Genomic DNA, 24,348 nt, shown 5'->3' with positions numbered 1-24,348 from the left:
CTTTCAAAACGCAAATTTTACAACAAACATTTCACTTTTTACAAATAACATTTTACACAAATAATCATGGAAACAAAAGTTTTATACACAGGAAAAACACATACAACAGGCGGTAGAGAAGGAGCTTCTCAAAGTTCGGATGAACAATTAAATATCAAATTAAGTTCGCCGGGATCTTCACATCCGGGAACAAATCCAGAGCAGTTGTTTGCTGCAGGATGGTCGGCTTGTTTTATTGGAGCTTTAGGACTTGCTGCTGCTAAATTCGGCGTGAGACTTCCAGGCGAAACTGCAGTAGATGCAGAGGTAGATTTGTGTGTTGTAGAGGGTGAATATTTTCTACAGGCAAGACTAAATATCAGTCTTCCAGGTTTAGATTTAGAAACAGCTGAAAAACTGGCTTCTCAGGCACATCAGACTTGTCCTTATTCTAAAATGACAAGAGGAAATATAAACGTTGAGATTAACATTCTTTAATTTCTAAATTGCTTAACCTGCAAGGTTTTCCAAACCTTGTAGGTTTAATTGTATGCTGAAATCTTAAAAAAAAACATACCTACAAGGTTTGGAAAACCTTGCAGGAGAGAAAATAGAAATTATGAAAAAGATAAAATTATTAACTGGTTTTTTAATGCTGTTTCTTTTGGTTGGAAATGGTGTATTTGGTCAGAACACAGATAAAAAAGGTTTTGCACTTTTAGAATTATATACTTCAGAGGGCTGTTCGAGTTGTCCGCCAGCAGATGAATTGCTGGCAAAAATTCAGAATGAATATCGAGATAAAAACGTTTATGTATTGGCTTATCACGTTGATTATTGGGACAAACAGGGTTGGAAAGATATTTTCAGCAATGCCGATTATACCAAAAGACAATACGATTATGCTCAGTTTATGGGTAAAGAACCAATCTACACGCCTCAGGTGATTATCAACGGAAAATCAGATTATATCGGTTCTCAAGAAACAAGTCTTAGAAACGGAATCAAATCGGCACTTTCGAAATCTGCTTTAGCTAATTTGAGTTTAGAAACTGTTCAAAACTCAAATATACTTTCAGTACAGTATAATGTGGAAAGCTCTTCAAAAAATAGTCGTTTATTACTTGCCGTTGTTCAGAAAGAAGCAAAAAGTAATGTTAGAAGAGGGGAGAATGCGAATCGGGTTTTATCGCATTATCAGATTGTACGTCAGTTGCAGACTGTTAATTTGAATAAAGGCAAGAAAGGAACGACAACAATTTATCTTCCTAAAAATTATAATGTACAAGGATTTGAGGTTATTGGCTTTGTTCAAGATGCGGATTCTGGTGTTATTTTGGGAGTTAAAAGGGGTTGATTTTTTTTGTTTCACGCAGATTTGAAAAGGATTTTATCAGATTTTGCAGATTTTTTTTGATTCTATTTTGCGCGCACTGTTTGTCATTTCGAGGAACGAGAAATCTTCACAAGTAGCTCCGCACAGAATTTCTCCAACCTTTGTCGAGTTACTCGCGAAGATTTCTCGTTCCTCGAAATGACAAAAAAATGAGAATAAAAACTTTGCGACTCTGCGACTTTGCGAGATTTAAAAAAGAAATCGAAATTCTACTAGAATCCTATAAAATCTGCGTGAAATCTTTTTCAAATAAAACTATCTTTGACTATTAAACTACAACTATGGAAAAACCAAAACGTTTTCAGGTTTCGCTCAAAGTCATTTGGGGAAGTTCGATTGCTCTGGCGGTTATGGCTTCGATACCTAAATTATTTGATGCCGATTCTACACCTGGAGATCTTATAATAAACTCTTCGATTACGCTGCTGTTTTCCCTTTTTATATGGTATTACAACATTTACAGTTTACCGAAATTTTCTTCGAATAAAACAGCCAAAAGTCTTTTTAATTGGAAGCTTTTACTGAGTGTTGTTCTAGGTATTTTGTTAATGGTAATTCTGGTAATCGCGCATCAGGAATTGTTTCAGGTTTCTAAAATGGATGCACCAATTATGTTCGAACTCCGTGGAGTTTTGATCAATTTGATTGTGTATATGTTTCTGCATCTGCTTTTTCAAAACTATCAAACTCAGCAAATGGGAGTCGAATTGGAACGAACAAAAGCCGTTAATCTTGGCGCTCAATACGAATTACTAAAACAGCAGATTAATCCGCATTTTCTTTTCAATAGTTTGAATACTTTGAAATCGATGGTGGATATGAACGACGAGAATAGTTCCGATTTTATTCTGAAATTATCTGACTTTTACCGTTTTACATTAGAAAGTAGAAAATTGGATTTGATTCCGCTTCGAGAAGAAATTCAGATTCTTGATTCGTATGTTTATTTGCTGAAAGCTCGTTTTGAAGATGGTTTTGTTTTGGAAAATGAAATTGATGAAAAACAGTACGAATCGGTTATTCCGCCTTTTGCTTTACAGCTGTTGATTGAAAACTGCATCAAACACAATGTCGTTTCTTTAAACAAACCTTTAAAAATTAGGCTTTACAGCGAAAAAGATTTTCTGGTAATCGAAAATCCGATACAGTTGAAGAGAGGCGCTATAGTTTCTACAGGCGTTGGATTGGATAACATCAACCAACGTTTTATGCATTTGGTGCACAAAGAAATCGAAATTGACAAAAACGAAACCACTTTTAAAGTAAAAATACCACTCATTTATGACCATCGTAATAATTGAAGATGAAGTAAAAACGGCCAAAGCCCTTGGCCAGCTTATTCTGAGCATCAGACCCGATGTTCAGATTTTGTCGTATATACAAAGTATTGACGGCGCTGTGAGTTATCTTTTAGAAAACGATCAGCCCGATTTGATTTTTATGGATATACAGCTCGCAGACGGCCAATGTTTTGAGATTTTTAAAAATGTTGAGGTTTTGTCGCCTGTTATTTTCTGCACCGCTTTTGACGATTATGCGATCGAAGCGTTCAAGTCCAACGGAATTGATTATGTTCTAAAACCTTTTTCTAGAGAAAGCATTTCGCAAGCCTTAAAGAAAGCGGGCGAACTAAAAAACTTCTTTCAAAGAAATAAAAAAGCAATGCCCGATTTTGATTATTTGCTTACGCGAAATGGTGAAAATAAAGGGAAAAGCAGTTTTTTGGTTTTCAAAAACAATAAATATCAAACAGTTTTAACGGAGAACATTGCGTTTTTTTATATCAAAAATGAAACGCCAACGATTATGACTTTAGACAAAAATGAATATCCGTTAACGCAGTCTCTAGATGATATTCATAAACTGTTATCGCCAATTCAGTTTTTTAGGGTTAACAGACAGTATTTGGTTAATTTTTCGGCCATAAGAGAAGCAGAACATTATTTCTCGAGAAAGATATTGGTAAAATTGAGTGTTCCCACGGAAGAAAAAATATTGGTTGGAAAAGAAAAAGCAACAGCATTTTTGAGCTGGCTGGAAAATAGGTAGTAGAGAATAGAGAATGTATAGCCAATTAATTTATTTGCTGATTATAAATTAATTGGCTTGATTTTATAATCCTGGAAACATAAAACAGCTGATAAAAAACAAAGCTGATAAAATGAAACAGAGAATGAGAATGACTTTTTTCATTAGAAATAATTAAAGTGAAATAAAATTTTCAAAAGAGCTGTCTCAAAAAGGACAGCTTTTTTTGTAAGCTTCGGAGAAGCGAAATATTTATAGCAAAGAATAAACATTTACAATATAAAGCTCCGGAGGAGTGACATATTTTTCAAGATCTGTATGTCGCTCCGCTGGAGCCTTTTTATTTGTTTTTCTTGCAGTTCTATAAATATTTTACTCTGCTGGAGTATAAGTTGCCGTATACAATTTTCTATACATAGCATAAGTGACGCTAACCATTACAAAGGCTACAATAGCATCGGTCGCAGCACCAAAACCTAAAACGGCTATTTTTGAAAAGAAAGCGAAAATGATGTCGAAAAATACCCCTGCGAAAACCCATTCTTTCAATCGTAATAATTTATTCGGAATCAATAGCGTAATAACTCCAGCTAATTTGAAAACGCCTAAGATGTAGATAAAATGCGCAGGATAGCCCAATTGCTGCGTGATTCCCCAAACCAATGGATTATTTGTTAATTCGAAGAAACCGCTTGCGCCAAACCATAAAGAAGTTAATACTGCGCCCGTCCAATAGATAATTTTTGTTGTTTTTGAGTTCATGATTTTGATTTTTAAAGTTATTTAACGGTACAAATGTGCGTTGAAAGCCTTAAAAACGAAATCAGAAACTTGTTGAAACGGACAAAATGAAATTTGAAACGGACAGTATCTAATTTGAATATTTTGGAGGAAAATGTTTCTTAAATCTATTTATAGGTAACTACTTTTTCAAAACGGCCATGATTGCTAATTGAAACCTCTTTTAAAGTCATGGTTGAGGTTTGTAAGTATGGAATGCCGTGATTGTCTTTTATAATATCTTTTTTTTCGACCTCAATTACATGGTTGAGGTTTTCTAAATTGTTTGTTGCGATAGAATGAATGTTTTCTGATGAAATGATGCTTTTGGTGTAATAGATATTTTCAAGGCAGAAAACAGTTCCAAATGCATGAATATCGCTTAATGAATTTAAATCGCAAATCAATTTTTTGGGACTGAATTCTCTTATTTTGGTTTGTCTATTATAGATTTTATAAGCAGCTTCTTTCATGGTCCAAAGTAGCCATACCATAATTTCTGGATTATAGTGTTTTTTTATAAAGTACTGTTCTTCTGTAGTAAAGAGCTTTTCAATTAAACCTTTACGTGACCATTTGCTTTGTAAGCGAGATTGTGCAAGATCTACAATATCGTTGCCTATCATTTTGCTGCGAGTTTGGTTTCGATTATCTCAATTGCGGTTTTAACATCCAACATACGTTCCATGTCGGCATTGTCAATTACAACATCAAATTTTTCTTCAATATCCAAAACAATATCGACAAGATTTGCCGAATTGATATTTAGATCTTTAATAAAATCGGTTTCTTCGGTCAGATTTTCGTGTGCTTCTGTATTAGCGGCATACGGTTTTATAATCTCTTTTAATTTTTCGGTAAGTTCTTTTCTGTCCATCTTAATTTTCAAATTTTTTAAATAGTATACAGGCATTTACATCGCCAAAACCAAAACTAGCTTTCGCAATTATTTTTGGGTTAGATTTAATTGTTTTCTGCAGCACCTTTGAAGAATCAATCAGAGCTGAAATTTCTGGATGAAGATCGGAACAATTGAGGTTTCCAAATAAAAATCCTTCATGAAGCTGTAAAATAGAAGCCACACTTTCAATGCTTCCCGAAGCGCTTAAGCAGTGCCCAGTCAAGCTTTTTAAGGAATTAATATACGGAAAATCTGCTCCATTTCTTTCTAAAGCTTTCGTCCAGTTTTCAATTTCCAGACTGTCTTTTGTGGTTGCCGTGAGATGTCCGTTTATAGCATCAATTTCATTTGGATTTACATTGGCATTCAGAATGGCGTTTTTAATACATTTTTGAACTGCAATACTGTTTGGAGCGGTCATACTTCCGCCGTCGCGCTGTCCGCCTGAATTGACGTTTCCGCCTAAAATTTCGCCATAAATTACAGCTTTTCGTTCTAAAGCGCTTTCTAAATCTTCAATTACTAATGCACCAGCACCGCTTCCTGGAACAAATCCGCAAGCTGTGGAGCTCATTGGTCTTGAGCCTTCTTCTGGATTTTCATTGTATTTGGAAGAACAAACACGAAGCGCATCAAAACCTGCCCAAATATAAGGACCGCTGTCTGAGGTGCTTCCTGCTAAAATACGCTTTGCTTGTCCAGATTGTATACGATCGTAAGCCATTAGAATAGCTTCTGTTCCTGTTGTGCAAGCTGATGAATTGGTCGTAACTTGATTTCCTAATCCAAGTTTTCCGGCTAAATAAGCGCTAACACCGCTGTTCATGGTTTGTGCTACAACTGTGCTTCCTAATCTGCGGGTTTGTAAATCATCAATTTTATAAATGCTTTCGCGAAATTTCTCGATTCCGGAAGTTCCAGATCCAAAGATAGTTCCGCTATCCCAATCGGGAGTTTCATTTATGGGTAAACCAGCATTTTTCCAAGCTTCCAGTCCCGCAATAACGCCGTATAGGATTCCTGTACTGTTGAACCCGCGAAGTTCGAGTTCTGTAAAATATTGAGATTTTAATTCGTCAGAAATTTGTGGCTGACCCGCAATCTGGCAAGAAAACTGCAATTCTGCTAACTGAGCGTCATAGCGAATTCCAGAAATGCCGTTTTTTATGGCATTTGTAAATTCGGCAATTCCAACTCCATTCGGGGCAGCGACACCAAGACCAGTTATTACGACTCGTTTTTTCATAATCTTTTCGTTATCATTCCTGCTAAAATGCCTCTGCAAACTTCTTGTCCTGCTTCATTTTTCATTACTGCACTGCATTTTAATTTACCAAAACGGAAAAACATTTTCTCTGAAATTACCGTTACTTTTTCATTTGGATAAACGGGTTTTAAAAATTCCATATCGGCTGATGTAAAGGCAATTACGGTATCGCTTTGCAATTCATTGTTTAATAGGAAAATACCAAGACAAACCATTCCAATTTGCGCCATTGTTTCTGTTAAGATAACGCCTGGCGTAACTGGATTATTTTTAAAATGACCTTTATAAAAATCAAGATTTTCTTTGAAAGTGTAAGTTCCTGTTACGCCATTTTCGTCTGCAGAAAGCAATTCATCTACAAACAGAAAAGGTTCGCTGTACGGAAGCTGTTTTATAATTTCGTTTAATTCCATAATTAAAAAATTACCATTGTAATAAAACTCGTTGGGCTGAAAATCCAGGGCCAAAACTCAACATTAAGCCTTTTTCTCCTTTTTGAGGATTTCTGTCCATAATTCGCTCTAAAACGTACAAAACGGTCGCGCTTGACATATTTCCGTATTGTCGTAAAATTTCTTTTGTGTCATTTATGTTTTTATTCAAACCTGAAAAAAGTTGTTCGACTGTATTTACGATTTTCTTTCCTCCAGGATGAAAAATCATGTGATCGATATCTTTGATTTCAAGGTTGTTTTGCTTTAAAAACGGATGAATAATATCACCAAAATGAGATGCAATCGTATCTGGAACTTCAATATCTAAAACCATTTGCAGTCCGCCATTGGTAAGTTTAAAGCCCATCATGTGTTCTGCATCGTAGAAATGATACATTTGCTCGTCTAGAATTTCTGGACCTTCATCTTTTTCATCTGAAGACAATAAACAACAAGCAGCGCCATCTCCAAAAATGGCTGCGCTTACAATATTCGGCATCGAAAAATCATTTAATTGAAAAGTGGCTGTAGGCGATTCTACGGCAATAACTGCGGCACGTTTTCCTGGATTCGATTTTAGAAAATTCTTTGCGTATATAATTCCAGAAATTCCAGCTGCACAGCCCATTTCGGTAACAGGAAGACGCACAATGTCTTGACGAAGTTTCATTTTATTAATGAGATAAGCATCTAAAGACGGAATCATAATTCCAGTACAGCTTACGGTGATAATATAGTCCAGACTCTGCGGATCCCAGTTGGCTTTTTGCAGTGCTTTCTCCAAAACCTGATGCCCTAAAACAATCATTTCTCTGCTGTAAATATCATTTTTTTCTTCAAAAGAAGTAGCGGTAAAAACTTCCGAAGGTTCCATGATAGAATAGCGTTTGTCTACCGATGCGCCTTCAAAAATTTTCTTTACTTTTTTGACAAAACGTTCTTCTTGACCGTCGAGCCAAACATCGACAAGCGGAAGAATATCTTCGGTTGTACGGGAATATTGCGGAAGCTGTTTTGCAGCTGTGATTATCTTTACACTCATATTTTAGAAATTATCCACTGGTAACGGAAAGCCCATTTCCAGTTGATGGAATAGTTGTTTAATTTTAATTTTTTAGAAAAATGAACCAATTCATTTTTTTTAAAGCCACGTAAAATAGAAACCAAGCCGTCATTTTTTGACATCGCATTTAGGTTAAAAACATAACAAACTCCTTCAAAAAGACGATAAGCGAGTTTACTTCGATGAAGGTCATTTACCACAATTCCAACACTTGCATTTTGATGAAGCAGGTCTAAAATATTTTCTATTTCTTGGTTTGAAAAATGATGTAAGGTTAAGGTACACAAAGCGATATCGTATTTTACATCACGGAATTCTTTACTAAAAATATCCAAACATAAATATTCGATATTTTTAAATTCTTTAGAAAGTTCCTGAGCGTAATTTACTGTAAAAGCATTTGCATCGATACCGATTAATTTGAAATTGATGTTTTGCTTTTTGCCATATTCTGCAAGCATTCTTAGCATATCTCCATTTCCGCAACCAACATCAGCAATTGTAATGGTTTTTAAATTTTCTGTCTTTTTTAAAAGCAATTTAATGCCATGTAACGTGAGTTTATTACCGCCCAATAATCGATTTATTGTTGCGATTTTGTCAAGCGCAACAATTAATTCTTCGCCTTCAAGCAAAAAATCATCCATTATTTCAGTTTCTTCGGTCCTATGTTTTGTATTTAATGCCATTTAATTTATGCTAACAGGGTTTCCATGCGTCTGTTTGATTATGGTTGAAAGTAAGGAAGGCACTGACGCCGCTATACTGGTTATTAATTGCGTGAAATTTTTATAAGTAAGTACTTTTGCTAAGATTCTTCCAAACAAAAGACGTTTTCTAAACTGCTTTTTCCATTCTGTGGCATATTTTCTTTCTAATGCATCGCGCGAAACAATATTTCCGTTGTAAAATTCCGTTATCAATTCTGATGCTATTTTAGCACTGTGAATCGCCATTGCCATTCCGTTGCCGCACATTGGGTGAATAAGTCCTGCAGTGTCACCAATCATTAAAATATGATTTTCAACAGGCAGTTTTTTGTCAAAAGAAATTTGACTGATCGTCAAAGGTTTGTCAAAAAGGGGAGTGCTGTTTTCAAAAATGTCTTTTAGATTTTTATTTTTATAAAGAACTGCTTTTTGGTAATCTTCTATATTTTTATAATTTTTGAAAGTCTCATAATCTGCCAAATAGCAGATGTTTATAATGTTGTTTTCGACTGTAGAAACGCCGCAGTAACCTCCGTGAAAGTTATGAAGCGCAACCAAATTAGAATCGAAATTTCCATAATAATGTCCTTTTACAGCCAACCAAGGCGATTTTTTTGTAATAAATTTTCTTGATAATTGCTGATCGATATTAGAGCGTTTGCCGTAAGCACCTAAAACTATTTTGGCTGATAAAATTTTTTCAGAAGTTTTTACTGTGAAAACATCATTTTCAAAAGAAACATCTGTGACATTTTCATTAATAATAATGCATCCATTTTTGATGGCATTTTCAAATAAAAAATGATCTAAAATATATCGGCTAATTCCGAAACCGCCCAATGGAAGCTGGGTTTGTGCTCTTTTGCCTTTTTGTGTAGTGAATTCAAATTGAGTAATTTGCGACGGATTTAGAACAGCAACATCTGCACCAAGCCATTTTAGATAAGGCAAAATTTCGTTTGAGATGTATTCGCCACAAACTTTGTGTTTAGGGTAATCATTTTTTTCTAAAAGAACGACTTTTAATCCTTCTCTAGACAAATGTATAGCACTTGCCAAACCAGCAAGACCACCGCCAATAATAACTACATCTGGATTTTTTCCCATACCACCAATTTAGTCATAAAATATGGAATATTGTTTACATAATTTGGCTAAAATTATATTTTAAAAATTGAAATTATGCAATTTCTTTGAGGATATTATGATGTAATTTTCTTTGTAGAATCACGCTCGATTAAACTCGCTTTTATGATTTTAGTTTCAAATTCTGATTGCTCTTTTCCTTCATTTTCAATCCGTTCAATTACTTTTTGAACCGCAATCTGTCCCATAAAAACGCCGTGTTGGCTTATGCACGAAATAGAAGGTTTGCAATATTTGAACATTTCACTATTTGTAAATCCGATTATTGAGATATCTTCAGGAATTTTATAGCCTCGATTTTGGGCAATAGTCATAGATTCTACCGTAGAATATTCTTCCAAACCAATAATTCCATCAACTTTTTGATAATCTAACATGGTTTTGATTTCGGTTTCAAAATCATATTCTTTCTTAATTAGCGAAATCAGTTTTTTATTTACAGGAATATTATAATCTTCATGTGCTTTTAAATAACCATCAATTCTCAGTTTTACAATTCCTAAATAATCTAAAACTGTTACAATGGCAATGTTTTTACAGCCCGTTTTTATCAGATGTTCAGTTGCTTTGTATGAACAGTTAAAATCGTCAACAATAATTTTATCAGTGTCTAAAGAATCAAAAACACGGTCGAACATGACCACAGGTCCAGCATTTTTTATAAAATTCTCAATATGAGAAATGTGCTGTTTAGATTGTGCTTCTTCGCAAAGAGAAATCAATAATCCATCGATAATTCCATTTTCTAAAAGGTTGATAGAAGTGATTTCCTTTTCAAGTTTCCCATTCGAAATAATAGTAATCAAATTATAGCCTTTCTCATTGGCAGCTTGTTCCATTCCGTTAAAAATCTGAACAAAAAAATGATTCAGAATGGTAGGCATAATTACGCCAATGGTTTTGGTCTTTTTGTTGAGTAAACTTAATGCAATACTGTTTGGTTTGTAATTATGAAGCGCTGCGTAGTTTTTTATTTTGGTTTTGGTTGCAGTGCTAATATCATGGCTGTCTTTTAAGGCTTTAGATACCGTTGCAATAGAAGTGTTAAACTCTTTTGCAATTTGTTTCAAGGTAATTTTCTTATTCATTTTTGGGACAGTTTGATAGCAAAAAAGCAATAATATTTTGGTTTTGTTTGACGAATATACAATATAAATTAAGTTGTTTTATGAATAGTGTTTTGCTTTTCATAAAAAATTTCATGCAGTATAAAATTGTAGTTAATTTCTTTAGATTTTAATTTTTTAAGAAAAATTTACTTAAACCTTTAAGTAAATTTTCGCCTGAATTTCCAATCACTTTGGACGCCTTGTATTTCCTGCATTTTTATAATTTCAAAATCGATTTTTTAAGATTGGAGCTTTTTTCGATTTAAAACTCCTTCGAGTTAAAAATTGAATTATTCCTATTTCACGTCTATATATTTGAACTATTAACAAAAAAAAGACCGAAAAAATCCAAAATTAAAAAACCAGCATTTATGAAAAATTATTTATTTAAGATGGTATTGTCCGTTTTTCTTTTAATTACGGCAAATACATTTTCTCAAAATGTTTCAGGAATTGTGACCTCTAACACTGGTCCATTGCCAGGAGTAGATTTAAAAGTTAAGGGCAGTAATGTCGGAACGACTACAGATTTTGATGGAAAGTTTTCTATTGCCTTAACTTCAGAAACGGCAACTTTAATCGTAAGCTATTTAGGATATGAAACCAAAGAAATTGCAGTTAAGAAAAATCAATCTGTTACGATCACCTTGATTGAAAGTTTGAATACATTAGATCAAGTTGTAGTGGTAGGTTACGGACAAACGCAGAACAAAAGAGCTGTTTCTACAGCTGTCGGAGTCGTAAATGCAGCACAGATTTCAGAATTGGCGGTTAGCCGTCCTGAGGCAGCTTTACAAGGAACAACGCCTGGAGTTACGGTGGTTCAAACTTCGGGGTCTCCCGGTGCGCCACTTACAGTACGTTTGCGTGGTGCTGCTTCTGTTGGTGCTTCTGCGCCTTTGTATTTGGTAGACGGACAGCAGGTTCCGAATCTTAACTTTCTAAATCCAGACGATATCAAAAGTATGAACGTTTTAAAAGATGCCGCATCTTCAGCAATTTATGGTGCGCGTGGTGGAAACGGAGTTATTTTGGTTGAAACTAAAACAGGAAGGCGTAACGCTGGAAAACCTAGTATTACGATTGATACTTATACTGGTTTTCAATCTCTTGGCAATAAACCAGATTTAATGGACAAGAATGCTTATGTTTCTTATTTGAATGATTTTAGAACCAAAAATCCTGGAAATGGAAACCCCTTGACCGCAGACGAAATTGCAAAATTGCCGAATACAGATTGGTATGGTGAATTGTTTGAAACGACACCCGTTTCTAGTTTAAGCACTTCTATTTCAGGCGGTGGCGAAAATTACTCATACAATATTTCGGGTGGACTTTTTGATCAGAAAGGTATGGTTGGCGGTAATGAAGGAAAATCGCAATACACTAGAAAAAATGTGAAACTGAATTTTGAAACGGACATTACTTCAAAATTTAACATCAATGTAGGATTGAATTTGGTGGATGTAGAAAGAGATTATCTTTTTGAAAACCAATCGGGAACGGGAATTTCGATTATGAATTTCGTGAATTCGATTCCAGCAATTTATCCTGCTTTTGCTTCAGGTGATAGATCTATTCCTTTCGGAATGGGAAATCAGCAGGGAGTTGTGGTAAATGGAGTTTCTCTGCCTACAGTTGGAGCTGTTGCCAATCCGTTTTTGGCTTTGATTATCACCAATAACAAATCGGTTTCAGATATTACTTCGGCAAATATTAAAGGAACTTGGAAAGTTACCAACGACTTTAAAATTACAGGAACTTATTTTCATTACAAAGACAACACATTCGACAAACAATTTACCCCAACTTTTGATTTCTCAGATCAAGGATATGTCAATACGAATGCGACTTTGAGAGAAACACTTTATTCTAATAAAATGACGCAATTTGATGGAAATGGATCTTATAAATTTTCTAATCTTGGAAATCATAATTTAGATGTTTTGGCCGGAATGTCGGTTTATCAGACCACTTTTGAAACTAGTTCAAGAAACGGTGTTGGCTTTTTTACGAATGATTTTGCATCAACGAATTTTGCCACAATCCGTAATCCGTCGGGAATAACTTCTGCCGTTCCTTATGCTTTTGATACCGCTTTAGTTGGATATTACGGAAAAGTAAATTACGATTATGCTCATAAATATTTGTTATCTGGAACTTTAAGAGCCGATTCTTCTTCAAATTTCGGATCAAATAACAGAACTGGTGTTTTTCCTTCTGTTTCTGGAGGTTGGGTTGTTTCGGAAGAAAGTTTTTTAAATGATTCAAAATTCATTAATCTTTTGAAATTGCGTGCAAGCTGGGGTATTAACGGAAGTGATAATATCAATCCATTTCAATATTCTGCTGTGCTGAATTCAGGTTCAGGAACCAATTTTGGCGGAGAAAATGTTTCGGGTTTAACGCCTGCATTTCTGCCAAATCCTGATGTAAAATGGGAAGAAGTGGCACAGACCAACTTTGGTTTAGATATCAATGCTTTCAATAATTCATTCGGAATTACATTCGATTATTATATCAAAAAAACTAGTGATATGCTTATTCCAATTGGTGTTCCGTTATTTTCTGGATATCCAGCGCCGGCAACCAATATTGCTGATATGGAAAACAAAGGTTTTGAATTATTGCTTTCATACAGAAAGAAATACGAAAACGGATTTTCTTGGGATATTGCGGCAAATCTGGCTCAGAACAAAAATAAAGTGACAAGTTTAGGAAACAACGGGCAGCCTTTGACTGGCGGAATAGGAACTTTTGTTTTCAATGATCCTATTACGCTTACTACAGTTGGACATTCTATTGCAGGATTTTATGGTTATCAAGTAGAATCGATTGATGCGGATGGAAATTTAATTTACAAAGATAACGACGGCGTTCCAGGAATAACAACGGCTGACAAAACCTATATTGGAAGCGCATTGCCTGATTTTACATATGGAGTTAATCTAGGTGCTGCATATAAAAACTTCGATTTCAATGCTTTTTTATACGGTTCTGAAGGAAATGATATTTACGATGCAACAATCAGAACAGATGCGGGATATTCGAACAGAAAAGATTCTTATTCTTCAAACGGTTTAAAAAACAGTTTAGGTTTTGGTTTAACCGATTCTCAGGTTTCTGATTTTTATGTAAAAGACGGTTCGTTCTTAAAACTAAAAACTGTGACTTTAGGTTACAGCCTTCCATCAAGTTTAGTGGATAAACTTAAAATTGACAAATTCAGAATTTACGTTACAGGACAGAATTTATGGGTTAGTACAAAATACGACGGAACAGATCCTGAAATTGGAGAATCTGGTGCAAACAATTCTTTAGACATGGGAATCGATAGAGGATTTTATCCGCAAGCCCGTACTATTTTGATGGGTGTGCAAGCTAAGTTTTAATTCTAAAATAAAAATTTCGTTATGAAAATTAAATATATAAAAAGTAGCATATTGGCATTTTCGATGTTATTGATGCTTAACAGTTGTTCTGAGGATTTCCTTACTATAGAACCAACGACTCAGTTGACAGCAGATGCCATTCAGACCGATTCTGATTTTGAAGCTTTGGTAAATGCAGCTTACGATCCGTTGCGTTGGCAAGTTGACGGCGCTGCGACAAGACATATGTATCCAGTTATGTTTCAGGATATGAGAGCAGATAACGTGGTTTCGCAATGGGCAACGTTTTGGGTTGCAGGACAGGCTTTTGATAAAAATCCAATTGCGCCAAATAATCCAAGTGTAGAAGGAATGTGGAAAAAATGGTATACGATGATTTCAAGAGCCAATACCGCAATCGGAATTATAAGCGAAACCAATAAAATTACCGATGAGAATTTCAAACTGCAACTTATTGCACAAGCAAAATTCTTGCGAGGATTTGCTTATTTCGAATTGGTGAAACATTTTGGTGGCGTTCCTTTAATTACAGAATATATTAAAGATGCTTCTTATAATTTCAAAAAGCCAAAAGCTACAGCAGCAGAAGTTTATGTTCAGATTGAAAAAGATTTATTAGATGCAGCTCAGGTTTTGCCAACTATCGCAGCGAAAAAAGGAAGAGCAACAAAAGGCGCTGCGTATGCATTTTTAGCGAAAGCTAATTTATACCAGAAAGATTATAACGAAACGGTAAAATACTGCGAACAAGTTATGAGTCTTGGTTATTCTCTAGAAGAAAAATTTGAAGACAACTGGGATTTAAATAATGAATACGGAAAAGAGTCCATTTTTGAGATCGGTTACATCAGCGGTTCTTTATACAATAATTTTGAAGGAGGGCAAAGTTATTCTAACCAAGGTTCTTCGACACATCAAATGTTCGGATTTTTGTTTAACAGTTCAGTTGGAAACAGCGCTTTCGGAAACAGTGTGCCAAGACAAGAATTGATTGATTTTTATGATAATTCTGACCGAAGAAAAGAATATACTTTTATAACGCCACAAACCATTGTTAGAGGTGGAAGAGGAGCAATTTCATGCAATTGCAGTACCAATCCAGACGGATCAATTAATTTTTCGACAGAAGGACAATGGGTTTTTGGAACTGATACTTACAACTATTTCTGGCCAACAGGAACAGCTGCATTCAAATCTAAAGCCAGTATGTATAAATATTGGATTCCGCCAGCAGTTCAGGACGCGTTGCAAAATTATGCCGATTCTCCATTAAATGAAAAAATCATTCGTTATGCCGATGTGCTTTTAATGCATGCAGAAGCTACATTGATGGGAGGAACTGGAACTTTAAGCGGTGCAAGTTCGTTTCAATTAGTTACAGAAAGAGCTTATGGAGCAGGAAATCCAAAAATTCCAGCCTATACTTTGCAAGGTGTTAAAGACGAAAGAAGAAGAGAATTAGCAACAGAAGGCTGGGATAGATATACCGATTTAGTGCGTTGGGGCGATGCTAAAGCTGCTCTCGAAGCGGTTGGGAAAGTTTTTGTTGTGGGAAGAGATGAATTGTTACCGATTCCTGCATCAGAAATTCAACAGGTTGGTGCAACCATTTTAATTCAAAATCCAGGGTATTAGGAAGTAACTCGTTGAGTGTAGTTTAATTTTAACACATAGAATCATAGAATTTGAATCTCTATAAAAGGCGTTTCACTTGTTTAAATAAACATAGTCTGCATAATCTTCTCGTTACTTGCAATGACAAACTTCGTGAACTATGTGTTAGAAACTAGTTTCTTTCTGCAACCTTTTCAAAGTTTAAAAAAACTATGTCTCTATGTGTTGAAATTAAAATACACTCAAAATAAAATAGTTTAGTTTATAGTTAATTTCATGTTAGTCTGAGTTGGGTTGTTTTATGAATAAACAGCCCAACTTTTTAAAAAATTAACTAAATTTCAAACGTTTTAGTACTTCTAAAAACATAATTATGAAATAGTAACAACCGTAATTTTAAATGAAAAAATCAATATTCGCAGCTTTTGTAGTGTCTTTAGGAGGATTTTTATTTGGTTTTGATGCAGGAATAATTTCCGGAGTAATGTCTTATGTTGGTCCAGAATTTAATCTAAATGATTTTCAAACGGGTTGGGTGGTAAGTTCGCCTTCTTTTACTGCCATGTTTGCAATGCTCATTTCAGGACGTTTAAGCGATATAATCGGAAGAAAGAAATTGCTCATTCTAGCTGCTTTTTTATATGCTTTATCCATTGTTCTATCTGCCTATAGTTTTTCTTATGAAATGCTTTACATTGCCCGTATGATTGGCGGAATCGCATTTGGAATCGCTTTGGTTATTGCGCCAACTTACATCGCAGAAGTTTCTTTAGCAGAAAATAGAGGAAAATTGGTTTCCATTCAACAGCTCAATATCGTACTGGGATTTTTCGCTGCTTTTCTCAGCAATTATTACATCAATTACCTATACACTTCGGCGCAGACCACTTTTTTAACTGAAAATAATGTTTGGCGTTGGATGCTCGGAATTGTAATAATTCCTTCAATTGTCTATTATATCTTCTTGTTTTTTGTGCCCGAAAGTCCGCGTTGGCTGTTTACTCAAAAAAGAGAAGATGAAGCTAGAAAAATTTTGATTTCCATGCATGGAAAGGAAAAAGCAAAAATTGAAGCAGAATCTATTTTAGAAAGTCTAAAAGAAGACCATCAAAATACAGAAAAATTAAAACTAAAAGATCTTTTTAAACCCACATTAAAATTCGTTTTTACAGTAGGATTGGTTATCGGAATTCTACAGCAGATTACCGGAATCAATGCAATTTACTTTTACGCCACATCTATTTTCAAACAAACAGGAATTGGCAATGACGCTTCTTTTTCTTCAGGAGTTTTATTGAGTTTCATTACGGTGGCTTTTACCATAGTTGCCATGTTTTTAATTGATAAAATGGGGCGCCGTCCTTTATTATTAATCGGTATTGCTGGAATTGCAATAAGCATGGCTTTATGTGCATACGGATTTAAAGAAGCCAAATATCAATTAACCTTAGAAAAAATAACGCTTTTAGAAAGTTCAATTGCAGTAAAGTTAAAACCAATTGCTGGTAAAGTTTATGACAATGATGTTGCCTTTAAAAATGAAATGAAATCGATTTTAGGAGATCAGATTTACGCCAAGAACGAAGGAACAATTCTAGAAATGGCAACTCAAATGAATGCAGTTTTGGTTCTAGTTGGCGTTATGGGCTTTATTGCTTGTTTTGCTTTTTCACTCGGTCCTGTAATGTGGGTTTTGTTATCCGAATTATATCCAAATCGTTATCGTGGTTTGGCAATTGGAGTAATTGGCTTTGTAAACGGATTTGTAAGCTGGATTGTTCAGCAGGTTTTTCCTTGGGAATTATCCAACTTAGGTAATGCATTGACTTTTTCCATTTTTGGCGGAATTGCATTAATTGGTTTCTTTTTACTTTATAAAATCTTGCCCGAAACCAAAGGAAAATCATTAGAACAAATAGAAATTGATTTCGTAAAATAAAATATATGATTCAGAACCCGATTTTAAAAGGTTTTAATCCAGATCCTTCTATTTGCAGAGTTGGAGACGATTATTACATCGCAACATCCACATTTGAATGGTTTCCAGGCGTGCAGATTCATCATTCAAAAGACCTCAAAAACTGGAAAGTTATTGCACATCCGCTCAATCGAATTTCGCAATTGGATATGAAAGGAGTTCCCGATTCCTGCGGTGTTTGGGCGCCTTGTTTGTCTCATAAAAACGGTATTTTTTATTTGGTTTACACCAATGTAAAGTCGTTTGATGGAGTTTGGAAAGACACACCAAATTATGTTGTAACTACAAACGATATTTTAGGAGATTGGAGTGAACCAGTTTATTTGACTTCCGCAGGTTTTGATGGTTCTTTTTTTCATGATAATGATGGAAAAACATGGTACATTAATATGTTGGTTGATCATCGAAAAGGAAAATTTTTTGGAGGAATTGAACTCCAAGAATATGATACTTTAGAAAAAAAACTAATCGGAGAGATTTTCTATTTAACTTCTGGAACCAATTTAGGATTTACAGAAGGTCCGCATTTGTATAAAAGAAACGATTACTATTATTTAATTCTTGCCGAAGGCGGAACAGAATATGGTCATGCAGAAACCGTTATGCGTTCTGAAAACATTTCAGGACCTTACGAAGCGCATCCAGAAAATCCAATTTTAACAGCAAGAAATTCTCCAGAATATGAATTGCAAAAAGCAGGACATGCCTCATTTGTAGAAACTCAAAATAGCGATTGGTATGTTACCTTTTTAGTAAGCCGTCCATTAACGGTGCAGGGAAGATGTATTTTAGGAAGAGAAACTGCAATTGAAGAAATTATCTGGAAAAATGATTGGCCGTATTTGAATTCAGGATCGAATTTACCTCGTTTAGAAATTCCTTCACCAAATCTAAAAGAAGTTGTTTTTAGTGAAATTCCCGAAAGAGAAAATTTTGATTCGGATCAATTGCCAATTGATTTTCAAACTTTAAGAATTCCGCAATCTGAAGAATGGATTTCGTTGACAGAACGTTCTGGTTTTTTACGATTAAAAGGAAAAGAATCGCTTACTTCCACGCATACGCAAGCGTTGGTTGCAAGAAGATTGCAGCATTTTAAAGCAGAAATTACTACTTCGGTGCGTTTTGAACCGCTTAAGTTTCAGCATTTAGCAGGTTTGGTTTTGTATTACAATACTGGACATTATCATTATTTGCATATCACAAAAAGCGGAAATCAAAAAATAATTTCTATTGTAAGCTGTTGTAATTATACGATTATTGAACAGAAGGAAATCATAATTGTAACTGACATTGAAGAAGTATTTCTGAGAGCGACAATTAACCATGATAAATTGCAATTTCGATTTAGTAAAGACGGAAATCATTTTGAAAAAATAGGAGAAAAACTCGATATGAGCATTTTATCAGACGATTATGTGCGTGACGAAAGCGAACGATATAGACCCGCTTTTACTGGCTGTTTGGTCGGATTGTGCTGTCAGGATTTGGCAACTAATGCTGTTCATGCTGATTTTGATTGGTTTGAGTATAAGATTTTAGATTGATTGGAAAACTTAGAGGCAAGATGTAAGATGTAAGATGTGAGATGAAAGATGAAAGATGAAAGATGAAAGATGAAAGATGAAAGATGAAAGATGTGAGATGAAAGATGTGAGATGAAAGATGTGAGATGTAAGAAAACTAAAGAGATAGATTATGAAATTAAGGTATATTACGATTATTGGGCTTTGTTTTTTGTTAGTGAATTGTAAGCAACAATCTTCTAATGAAAAAGCAAAAACAACTGAAAAAAAAGAACAAAAAAGAGCCAAATTTGAACCAGAAGATGGAAAAGTAATCTTATTTATTGGTCAGGAAAACGATGCTTTGGGCGGAACTGAAAAGGATAAAAACGGTTATTTTGATCATTTTCCAGCTCCGGGCGGATTTACTATGTATACCGATATTATGCCCGGAGTTACAGAAGAATTTGACGGACATTCTTTTACTTATTCTGGGTTAAATGGAATTTACGAAACCGCAGATTGGGGAGATGGTCCAGAAAATATGTCTTTACAATTAAATGATGCCGATTTTAAAAACTCAGCTTTGGCAATTGGTTTAGCGATAATAGATTCTGAGGAAAAAATTGCAAGCGGAGAACTAGATTCTTATATTATAAAAATGTGCGAATTTTTTAAGAGTTTAGGAAAAAGACCAGTTTTTCTGCGAATTGGTTTCGAATTTGACGGCCCTTGGAATCGCTATGAAAGAACCGCTTACATTAATGCTTTCAAACATATTAAAGATAAATTGGACGAACAAGGCGTAACAAATGTGGCTTATGTTTGGCAATCTAAAGGATTTGAAAGCACTTTAGATGATCTAGAAAATTGGTATCCGGGAGATGATTATGTAGATTGGTGTGGTTTTTCATTCTTTAATAATTACAAACAGGAAAATATGATTGCTTTCGCGAAAGCCAAAAAGAAACCTGTTTTTATCTGTGAAGCTGCGCCAACTTCAACCGATTGGAAAAATGATCCAAAAGGAAACACAGGTTTGACAAAAGAAATGATTTTATCAAATCCAGAACAGGCAAAAATGGCTTGGGAAGAATGGTTTGTTCCGTTTTTTAAAACTATAAATGATAATCCAAAAACGGTAAAAGCAATCAGTTATATCAACGCCAATTGGAAAGACAAACCAAGATGGAAAGTAAACCCGACTTTCAAAGGAATTGATTCCAGATTGCAGTTGAGTGATTTCATTACCAAAAAATGGAACGAAGAAGTTGGCAAAGACAAATATTTGAAAGCTTCACCAGAATTGTTTGATCAATTATACAATTAACCCCATTTCATTCTATATTAAAACATGACGAGAAAATGCCAGACAGAAATGTTTGGCATTTTTAATTTATAATATCGAAAAATATTTTATGAATTAAAAAATCAGATTTCGTTAAAATAAATACAAAATAGTATGTACTTTTGTTCGCGAATTATTAAACGAGCAGTTGAAAAGATTATTAATCATAGTACTTTCCATTTTAATCCTGTCGCCATCTTTTGGCAGCTTGTTCGTTTATGCTTCTTTCAAAATCAATCAGAAAGAAATTGCTCGAAACATTTGTGTGCAACGTAAATCTGTTTTCAATACTTGTAACGGTCGATGCGAACTTCAAAAAAGCATTAAGAAATACGCTGATAATGAAAGAAAAATGAACGACAGCTTAAAAGAAAAAGTAGAGCTAGTTTATGTTCAAAATTCTTCTGAAGTAAATTTTACTGTTATTCCTGTATTCGAATCAAAAGAAAATTCTTCAATTTTATTCGAAAAGAAACCTATCAAGGCTTCTAATCTTACTTTTCATCCTCCGCTCGGTCTGGTTTAGATCAGAGTTTCTATTTTAAATTGTAAATTATTTAAATCATTGTCTTTCAGTGACAGATAAATAATGCAATCTAAGTGTGATTATTTTTATTTAGAAAATTCAAATGCGACGTTTATTTAACGGCATTTAATCTATTTGCACTTTTTCTTTTCAGTTGAAACTGTTGATCTTATTCTTATAATTTCACGGCATTTGTCTTGTTTTAATTTTCAAAACTATGTGACATTATGCTACAATTCAAACAGTTTTAACCATTCATTAAAATGAAATCTTTTAATTTTTTAGTAATTGCAATGTTTCTTGCGATTACTTCTTGTACCATTGACAAAACAGATTACGAAGCAGAAACGGGCTCTCAAGTTCCAGAATCTTACGAATTTAAAGAAGCAGTTTCGTTTACTAGCGGTAATTACAAAATTACTATTGATGCTCTAAACGGAACATTTTATAAAGGTTACAATGAACTTCATCTGAAAGTTGTAAATACTCAAACGAATCAGAGTATCAATACTTCTGAAATTACTTTTCTACCCATAATCACAAATGCAGACGGAAGTAAAAGTTCCTGTCCGCATGACTATAATGTTGCATACGATGCAACAAACAAATATTATGGTGGATATTCGGTTTTTACAGGAGAAAGCACAACAACCGCAAGCTGGAAATTGTATTTGAGTTTTACCGCTGATAATCAGAAATATGAAATCAATAAAGATATTACGGTTGCGAAACAAAGTAATAAAAATCTAAATATGACTGCTTTTACAGGAAATGACGGCGAGCAGTATTTTATCGCTTTGATTTCTCCTCAAAAACCAACAGTATCAGAGAATAAGATTGTTGCGGGCATTTACAAATACAACAAACCAACAACTTCTGCGGGAACTTTTCCTGATCCTACTCAATTTTCTTATTCGGAGGTAACAGGTTTTACTTTAAAATTAGATCCAAGAATGCCTGAGCCTTCTATGGGAAATCATTCTTCTCCAAACAACAAAGATTTGGTGCAAGAAAATGATGGTTTATATCACGGCGTTGTCAATTACACCATGACAGGAAATTGGACGCTGAATTTAATTATGATGAACCAAAACGGACTGATTTTGAAAGGAACCGTTGTACCAACCGATTTTACGCCTGGAGTCGAAGGAGTTAAAAGTGAACTTTATATTGATACTTTATTCTAAGAACATGAAATATATTATTATGCTGCTTTTTTTGGGAATGTCTGTAACGGCTCAAAATTCGCACGCACATCACGACAGCATTAAAAACTTAGAAGAAGTAACAGTAAAAAATGCAACTAAAAAGAAGATTGAAACAGAAATGAAAATGGCTGTTTCTGTTGATGAATTTTTATCTTCTTCGGATAATATCAGTTTCATTAAAAGAGGTGCTTACGCTTGGGAACCTTTGCTAAACAACATGAGCACAGAACGTTCTACAGTTACAATTGATGGAATGCACGTTTTTGGAGCTTGTACCGATAAAATGGATCCGATTACTTCTTATGTAGAAAGCAATAATCTTTCGACAATTGACATAAAATCTGGACAGGAGGGAAGTCTTCATGGCGCTACTGTTGCAGGAAGTATTGATTTAAAGCGAAAAAGTACTCCGTTTAGCGCTCAAAAGAAATGGAATGGGGCTTACCAAAGCGGATTTGAATTCAATAATAAACAATTTTTCAATCTTGGAAATGTTTCGTATTCCAGTAATAAATTTGTTGCCGACGGAAGTATTTCTTACCGAAAAGCAGACAATTATTATGATGGAAATGATGATGAAGTAAAACATTCGCAATATAAAAAGTTTAATACTTCGATAGGTTTGGCTTATAAAACAAGCGAATTATCTGCGGTTAGAGTAGATGCGATTTTTGATATGGCAAAAGACGTAGGATTTCCTGCGCTGCCAATGGATTTGTCGCTTTCTAGAGCTTTGATAACTTCAGCAGCTTATAAGCAATTATTTGAAGATGGCTTGGTAAAAGTAGTAGATACGAAAATCTATTTTAATGCCATCGAACATTATATGGATGACACAACTCGTCCTGAAAATCTGGTTCATATGGATATGCCGGGCTGGAGTACGACTTATGGTTTGGTTTCCAAAGCAAATTTGAAAAGAAATAAATATTCTTCTGAAATTCAGTTAAATGCTTATGATAATCTTTCTATTGCAGAAATGCGAATGTATCCGCAAGACCGAAGCAAAAGAACCATGTTTGCTTACAGTTGGCCATGGGTAACGACACGTTACGCAGGAATTTCGATGAATAATATTTGGGATATTTCGGAGAAGAGTCAAGTGAGTTTGGGCGGTTCTTTGGGCGTGAATTACAATTATTCAAAATATGTCGAATTCAATTGGATTTTTCATCCTGGAGCACCTCAGGAGAAAACGAGATTTTTGCCTAATCTTCACGCGGGTTATCAGCTAAATATTGACCAATTTGATTTTTCTGTCGGAGCTGGTTACGGACATAGAGCGCCTTCCGTTTCTGAAGGTTACGGCTATTATATTTACAACAGTTTTGATCGTTACGATTACATTGGAGATCCAAATTTGAAAAATGAAATTTCGTATGAAGGAAATGCAAGCGCAGGTTTTAAAAGTGAAAGATTCAGCTTTCAAGGAAAAATAAACTATTTCTACATTCAGAATTATATAATAGGTAGAATCTTGAGCATGGGAAGTCCGATGAATTATCAATCGGTTGGTGTAAAAGGTTATACGTCATTAGATTATGCAACGCTTTTAAATCTTTCTGTAAATGCTGGTTACGATATTTTAGAACATTTGCATTGGAAAGGAACTTTAATGTATGCACGCGGAATGGATAATGTAGGCGGAAATCTACCTTTTATTCGTCCCTTAAGTTATCAAACTTCACTTCATTTTATGCATAAAAATTTTGGAATCCAGACTTCTGTAAATGGCGATTTTGAACAAATTAATTATAGTCCGGAATATGGGGAAGATCAAACGGCTGCATATACCATTTGGAATCTTTCTGCTGATTATACTTTCAAAATCAATAAAGTACAAACGAAAGTTCAAGTTGGTGCAGAGAATTTATTAAATGAATATTATAGCACTTACGCCGATTGGGGAAATATTCCGAGAATGGGGCGTAACATTTTTACTTCTTTAAAATTCACTTTATAAA

The 24,348-nt window shown here is 34.5% G+C and carries 21 protein-coding genes; 12 read left to right on the top strand and 9 right to left on the bottom strand.

The window, feature by feature from the left end:
• Positions 1-66 precede the first annotated feature (66 nt).
• The 4 genes from HNP35_RS13615 to HNP35_RS13600 all read left to right on the top strand — a co-directional run bounded on the left by HNP35_RS13615 (position 67) and on the right by HNP35_RS13600 (position 3,424).
• Positions 67-477, top strand: coding sequence for an organic hydroperoxide resistance protein (locus tag HNP35_RS13615; RefSeq protein ID WP_184162910.1), 411 nt, complete (start codon positions 67-69; stop codon positions 475-477).
• A gap of 121 nt (positions 478-598) precedes the next feature.
• The gene (locus HNP35_RS13610; RefSeq protein ID WP_184162907.1) at positions 599-1,336 is read left to right on the top strand and encodes a DUF1223 domain-containing protein; all 738 of its coding nucleotides are present in this window, start codon (positions 599-601) and stop codon (positions 1,334-1,336) included.
• Positions 1,337-1,656: 320 nt separating this feature from the next.
• Complete coding sequence (locus HNP35_RS13605; RefSeq protein ID WP_184162904.1) at positions 1,657-2,676, top strand: sensor histidine kinase; 1,020 nt, start codon at positions 1,657-1,659, stop codon at positions 2,674-2,676.
• Positions 2,657-3,424, top strand: a complete 768-nt coding sequence (locus HNP35_RS13600) for a LytR/AlgR family response regulator transcription factor (RefSeq protein WP_091495171.1) — start codon at positions 2,657-2,659, stop codon at positions 3,422-3,424. The genes HNP35_RS13605 and HNP35_RS13600 overlap by 20 nt, the downstream gene beginning before the upstream one ends.
• 351 nt (positions 3,425-3,775) lie before the next feature.
• Here HNP35_RS13600 and HNP35_RS13595 read toward each other — a convergent pair whose 3' ends face one another.
• The 9 genes from HNP35_RS13595 to HNP35_RS13555 form a co-directional block, all read right to left on the bottom strand.
• Positions 3,776-4,165, bottom strand: coding sequence for a DoxX family protein (locus HNP35_RS13595; RefSeq protein ID WP_184162901.1), 390 nt, complete (start codon positions 4,163-4,165; stop codon positions 3,776-3,778).
• 146 nt (positions 4,166-4,311) lie between these two features.
• The gene (locus tag HNP35_RS13590) at positions 4,312-4,809 is read right to left on the bottom strand and encodes a 4'-phosphopantetheinyl transferase family protein (RefSeq protein ID WP_184162898.1); all 498 of its coding nucleotides are present in this window, start codon (positions 4,807-4,809) and stop codon (positions 4,312-4,314) included.
• Positions 4,806-5,060: an acyl carrier protein gene (locus tag HNP35_RS13585; RefSeq protein ID WP_184162895.1), complete on the bottom strand. Its 255-nt coding sequence runs from the start codon at positions 5,058-5,060 to the stop codon at positions 4,806-4,808. The genes HNP35_RS13590 and HNP35_RS13585 overlap by 4 nt, the downstream gene beginning before the upstream one ends.
• 1 nt (position 5,061) lies before the next feature.
• Positions 5,062-6,330, bottom strand: coding sequence for a beta-ketoacyl-[acyl-carrier-protein] synthase family protein (locus HNP35_RS13580; RefSeq protein ID WP_184162892.1), 1,269 nt, complete (start codon positions 6,328-6,330; stop codon positions 5,062-5,064).
• A complete protein-coding gene (locus tag HNP35_RS13575; protein ID WP_184162889.1) occupies positions 6,327-6,764 on the bottom strand; it encodes a 3-hydroxyacyl-ACP dehydratase FabZ family protein in 438 nt (145 codons plus the stop codon). The genes HNP35_RS13580 and HNP35_RS13575 overlap by 4 nt, the downstream gene beginning before the upstream one ends.
• A gap of 10 nt (positions 6,765-6,774) precedes the next feature.
• A complete protein-coding gene (locus tag HNP35_RS13570) occupies positions 6,775-7,827 on the bottom strand; it encodes a type III polyketide synthase (protein WP_184162886.1) in 1,053 nt (350 codons plus the stop codon).
• Positions 7,824-8,537: a methyltransferase domain-containing protein gene (locus HNP35_RS13565; RefSeq protein ID WP_184162883.1), complete on the bottom strand. Its 714-nt coding sequence runs from the start codon at positions 8,535-8,537 to the stop codon at positions 7,824-7,826. The genes HNP35_RS13570 and HNP35_RS13565 overlap by 4 nt, the downstream gene beginning before the upstream one ends.
• Positions 8,538-9,665 carry an NAD(P)/FAD-dependent oxidoreductase gene (locus tag HNP35_RS13560; protein ID WP_184162880.1) on the bottom strand — a complete coding sequence of 376 codons (1,128 nt, stop codon included), beginning with the start codon at positions 9,663-9,665 and terminating at the stop codon, positions 8,538-8,540.
• A 95-nt stretch (positions 9,666-9,760) separates the two neighbouring features.
• A complete protein-coding gene (locus HNP35_RS13555; protein ID WP_184162877.1) occupies positions 9,761-10,792 on the bottom strand; it encodes a LacI family DNA-binding transcriptional regulator in 1,032 nt (343 codons plus the stop codon).
• A gap of 392 nt (positions 10,793-11,184) precedes the next feature.
• Here HNP35_RS13555 and HNP35_RS13550 point away from each other — a divergent pair, with 392 nt between their 5' ends.
• The 8 genes from HNP35_RS13550 to HNP35_RS13515 all read left to right on the top strand — a co-directional run bounded on the left by HNP35_RS13550 (position 11,185) and on the right by HNP35_RS13515 (position 24,347).
• Positions 11,185-14,205 (top strand): SusC/RagA family TonB-linked outer membrane protein, encoded by a 3,021-nt coding sequence (locus HNP35_RS13550; protein WP_184162874.1) that lies wholly within the window; start codon positions 11,185-11,187, stop codon positions 14,203-14,205.
• Between the two features lie 21 nt (positions 14,206-14,226).
• Positions 14,227-15,840: a RagB/SusD family nutrient uptake outer membrane protein gene (locus HNP35_RS13545; RefSeq protein ID WP_184162871.1), complete on the top strand. Its 1,614-nt coding sequence runs from the start codon at positions 14,227-14,229 to the stop codon at positions 15,838-15,840.
• Between the two features lie 379 nt (positions 15,841-16,219).
• Positions 16,220-17,758 carry a sugar porter family MFS transporter gene (locus HNP35_RS13540; RefSeq protein ID WP_184162868.1) on the top strand — a complete coding sequence of 513 codons (1,539 nt, stop codon included), beginning with the start codon at positions 16,220-16,222 and terminating at the stop codon, positions 17,756-17,758.
• A gap of 5 nt (positions 17,759-17,763) precedes the next feature.
• A complete protein-coding gene (locus HNP35_RS13535; RefSeq protein WP_184162865.1) occupies positions 17,764-19,344 on the top strand; it encodes a glycoside hydrolase family 43 protein in 1,581 nt (526 codons plus the stop codon).
• A gap of 151 nt (positions 19,345-19,495) precedes the next feature.
• Positions 19,496-20,632, top strand: coding sequence for a glycoside hydrolase family 26 protein (locus tag HNP35_RS13530; protein WP_184162862.1), 1,137 nt, complete (start codon positions 19,496-19,498; stop codon positions 20,630-20,632).
• A gap of 166 nt (positions 20,633-20,798) precedes the next feature.
• A complete protein-coding gene (locus HNP35_RS13525; protein WP_184162858.1) occupies positions 20,799-21,176 on the top strand; it encodes a hypothetical protein in 378 nt (125 codons plus the stop codon).
• A 263-nt stretch (positions 21,177-21,439) separates the two neighbouring features.
• Entirely contained in the window at positions 21,440-22,363 is a 924-nt protein-coding gene (locus HNP35_RS13520; RefSeq protein ID WP_184162855.1) for a hypothetical protein, read from the top strand.
• A 4-nt stretch (positions 22,364-22,367) separates the two neighbouring features.
• Positions 22,368-24,347, top strand: a complete 1,980-nt coding sequence (locus HNP35_RS13515; protein WP_184162852.1) for a TonB-dependent receptor plug domain-containing protein — start codon at positions 22,368-22,370, stop codon at positions 24,345-24,347.
• Position 24,348: the final 1 nt, after the last annotated feature.

Source organism: Flavobacterium notoginsengisoli, from assembly GCF_014207905.1.
Taxonomy (GTDB): Bacteria; Bacteroidota; Bacteroidia; order Flavobacteriales; family Flavobacteriaceae; genus Flavobacterium; species Flavobacterium notoginsengisoli_A.
This window is presented reverse-complemented; position numbering and strand designations above follow the sequence as displayed.

Bases quoted from the DNA above. Each gene is read 5' to 3' on its own strand.
- HNP35_RS13615 (WP_184162910.1), top strand. From the start codon at position 67: ATGGAAACAAAAGTTTTATACACAGGAAAAACACATACAACAGGCGGT.
- HNP35_RS13610 (WP_184162907.1), top strand. From the start codon at position 599: ATGAAAAAGATAAAATTATTAACTGGTTTTTTAATGCTGTTTCTTTTG.
- HNP35_RS13605 (WP_184162904.1), top strand. From the start codon at position 1,657: ATGGAAAAACCAAAACGTTTTCAGGTTTCGCTCAAAGTCATTTGGGGA.
- HNP35_RS13600 (WP_091495171.1), top strand. From the start codon at position 2,657: ATGACCATCGTAATAATTGAAGATGAAGTAAAAACGGCCAAAGCCCTT.
- HNP35_RS13595 (WP_184162901.1), bottom strand. From the start codon at position 4,165: ATGAACTCAAAAACAACAAAAATTATCTATTGGACGGGCGCAGTATTA.
- HNP35_RS13590 (WP_184162898.1), bottom strand. From the start codon at position 4,809: ATGATAGGCAACGATATTGTAGATCTTGCACAATCTCGCTTACAAAGC.
- HNP35_RS13585 (WP_184162895.1), bottom strand. From the start codon at position 5,060: ATGGACAGAAAAGAACTTACCGAAAAATTAAAAGAGATTATAAAACCG.
- HNP35_RS13580 (WP_184162892.1), bottom strand. From the start codon at position 6,330: ATGAAAAAACGAGTCGTAATAACTGGTCTTGGTGTCGCTGCCCCGAAT.
- HNP35_RS13575 (WP_184162889.1), bottom strand. From the start codon at position 6,764: ATGGAATTAAACGAAATTATAAAACAGCTTCCGTACAGCGAACCTTTT.
- HNP35_RS13570 (WP_184162886.1), bottom strand. From the start codon at position 7,827: ATGAGTGTAAAGATAATCACAGCTGCAAAACAGCTTCCGCAATATTCC.
- HNP35_RS13565 (WP_184162883.1), bottom strand. From the start codon at position 8,537: ATGGCATTAAATACAAAACATAGGACCGAAGAAACTGAAATAATGGAT.
- HNP35_RS13560 (WP_184162880.1), bottom strand. From the start codon at position 9,665: ATGGGAAAAAATCCAGATGTAGTTATTATTGGCGGTGGTCTTGCTGGT.
- HNP35_RS13555 (WP_184162877.1), bottom strand. From the start codon at position 10,792: ATGAATAAGAAAATTACCTTGAAACAAATTGCAAAAGAGTTTAACACT.
- HNP35_RS13550 (WP_184162874.1), top strand. From the start codon at position 11,185: ATGAAAAATTATTTATTTAAGATGGTATTGTCCGTTTTTCTTTTAATT.
- HNP35_RS13545 (WP_184162871.1), top strand. From the start codon at position 14,227: ATGAAAATTAAATATATAAAAAGTAGCATATTGGCATTTTCGATGTTA.
- HNP35_RS13540 (WP_184162868.1), top strand. From the start codon at position 16,220: ATGAAAAAATCAATATTCGCAGCTTTTGTAGTGTCTTTAGGAGGATTT.
- HNP35_RS13535 (WP_184162865.1), top strand. From the start codon at position 17,764: ATGATTCAGAACCCGATTTTAAAAGGTTTTAATCCAGATCCTTCTATT.
- HNP35_RS13530 (WP_184162862.1), top strand. From the start codon at position 19,496: ATGAAATTAAGGTATATTACGATTATTGGGCTTTGTTTTTTGTTAGTG.
- HNP35_RS13520 (WP_184162855.1), top strand. From the start codon at position 21,440: ATGAAATCTTTTAATTTTTTAGTAATTGCAATGTTTCTTGCGATTACT.
- HNP35_RS13515 (WP_184162852.1), top strand. From the start codon at position 22,368: ATGAAATATATTATTATGCTGCTTTTTTTGGGAATGTCTGTAACGGCT.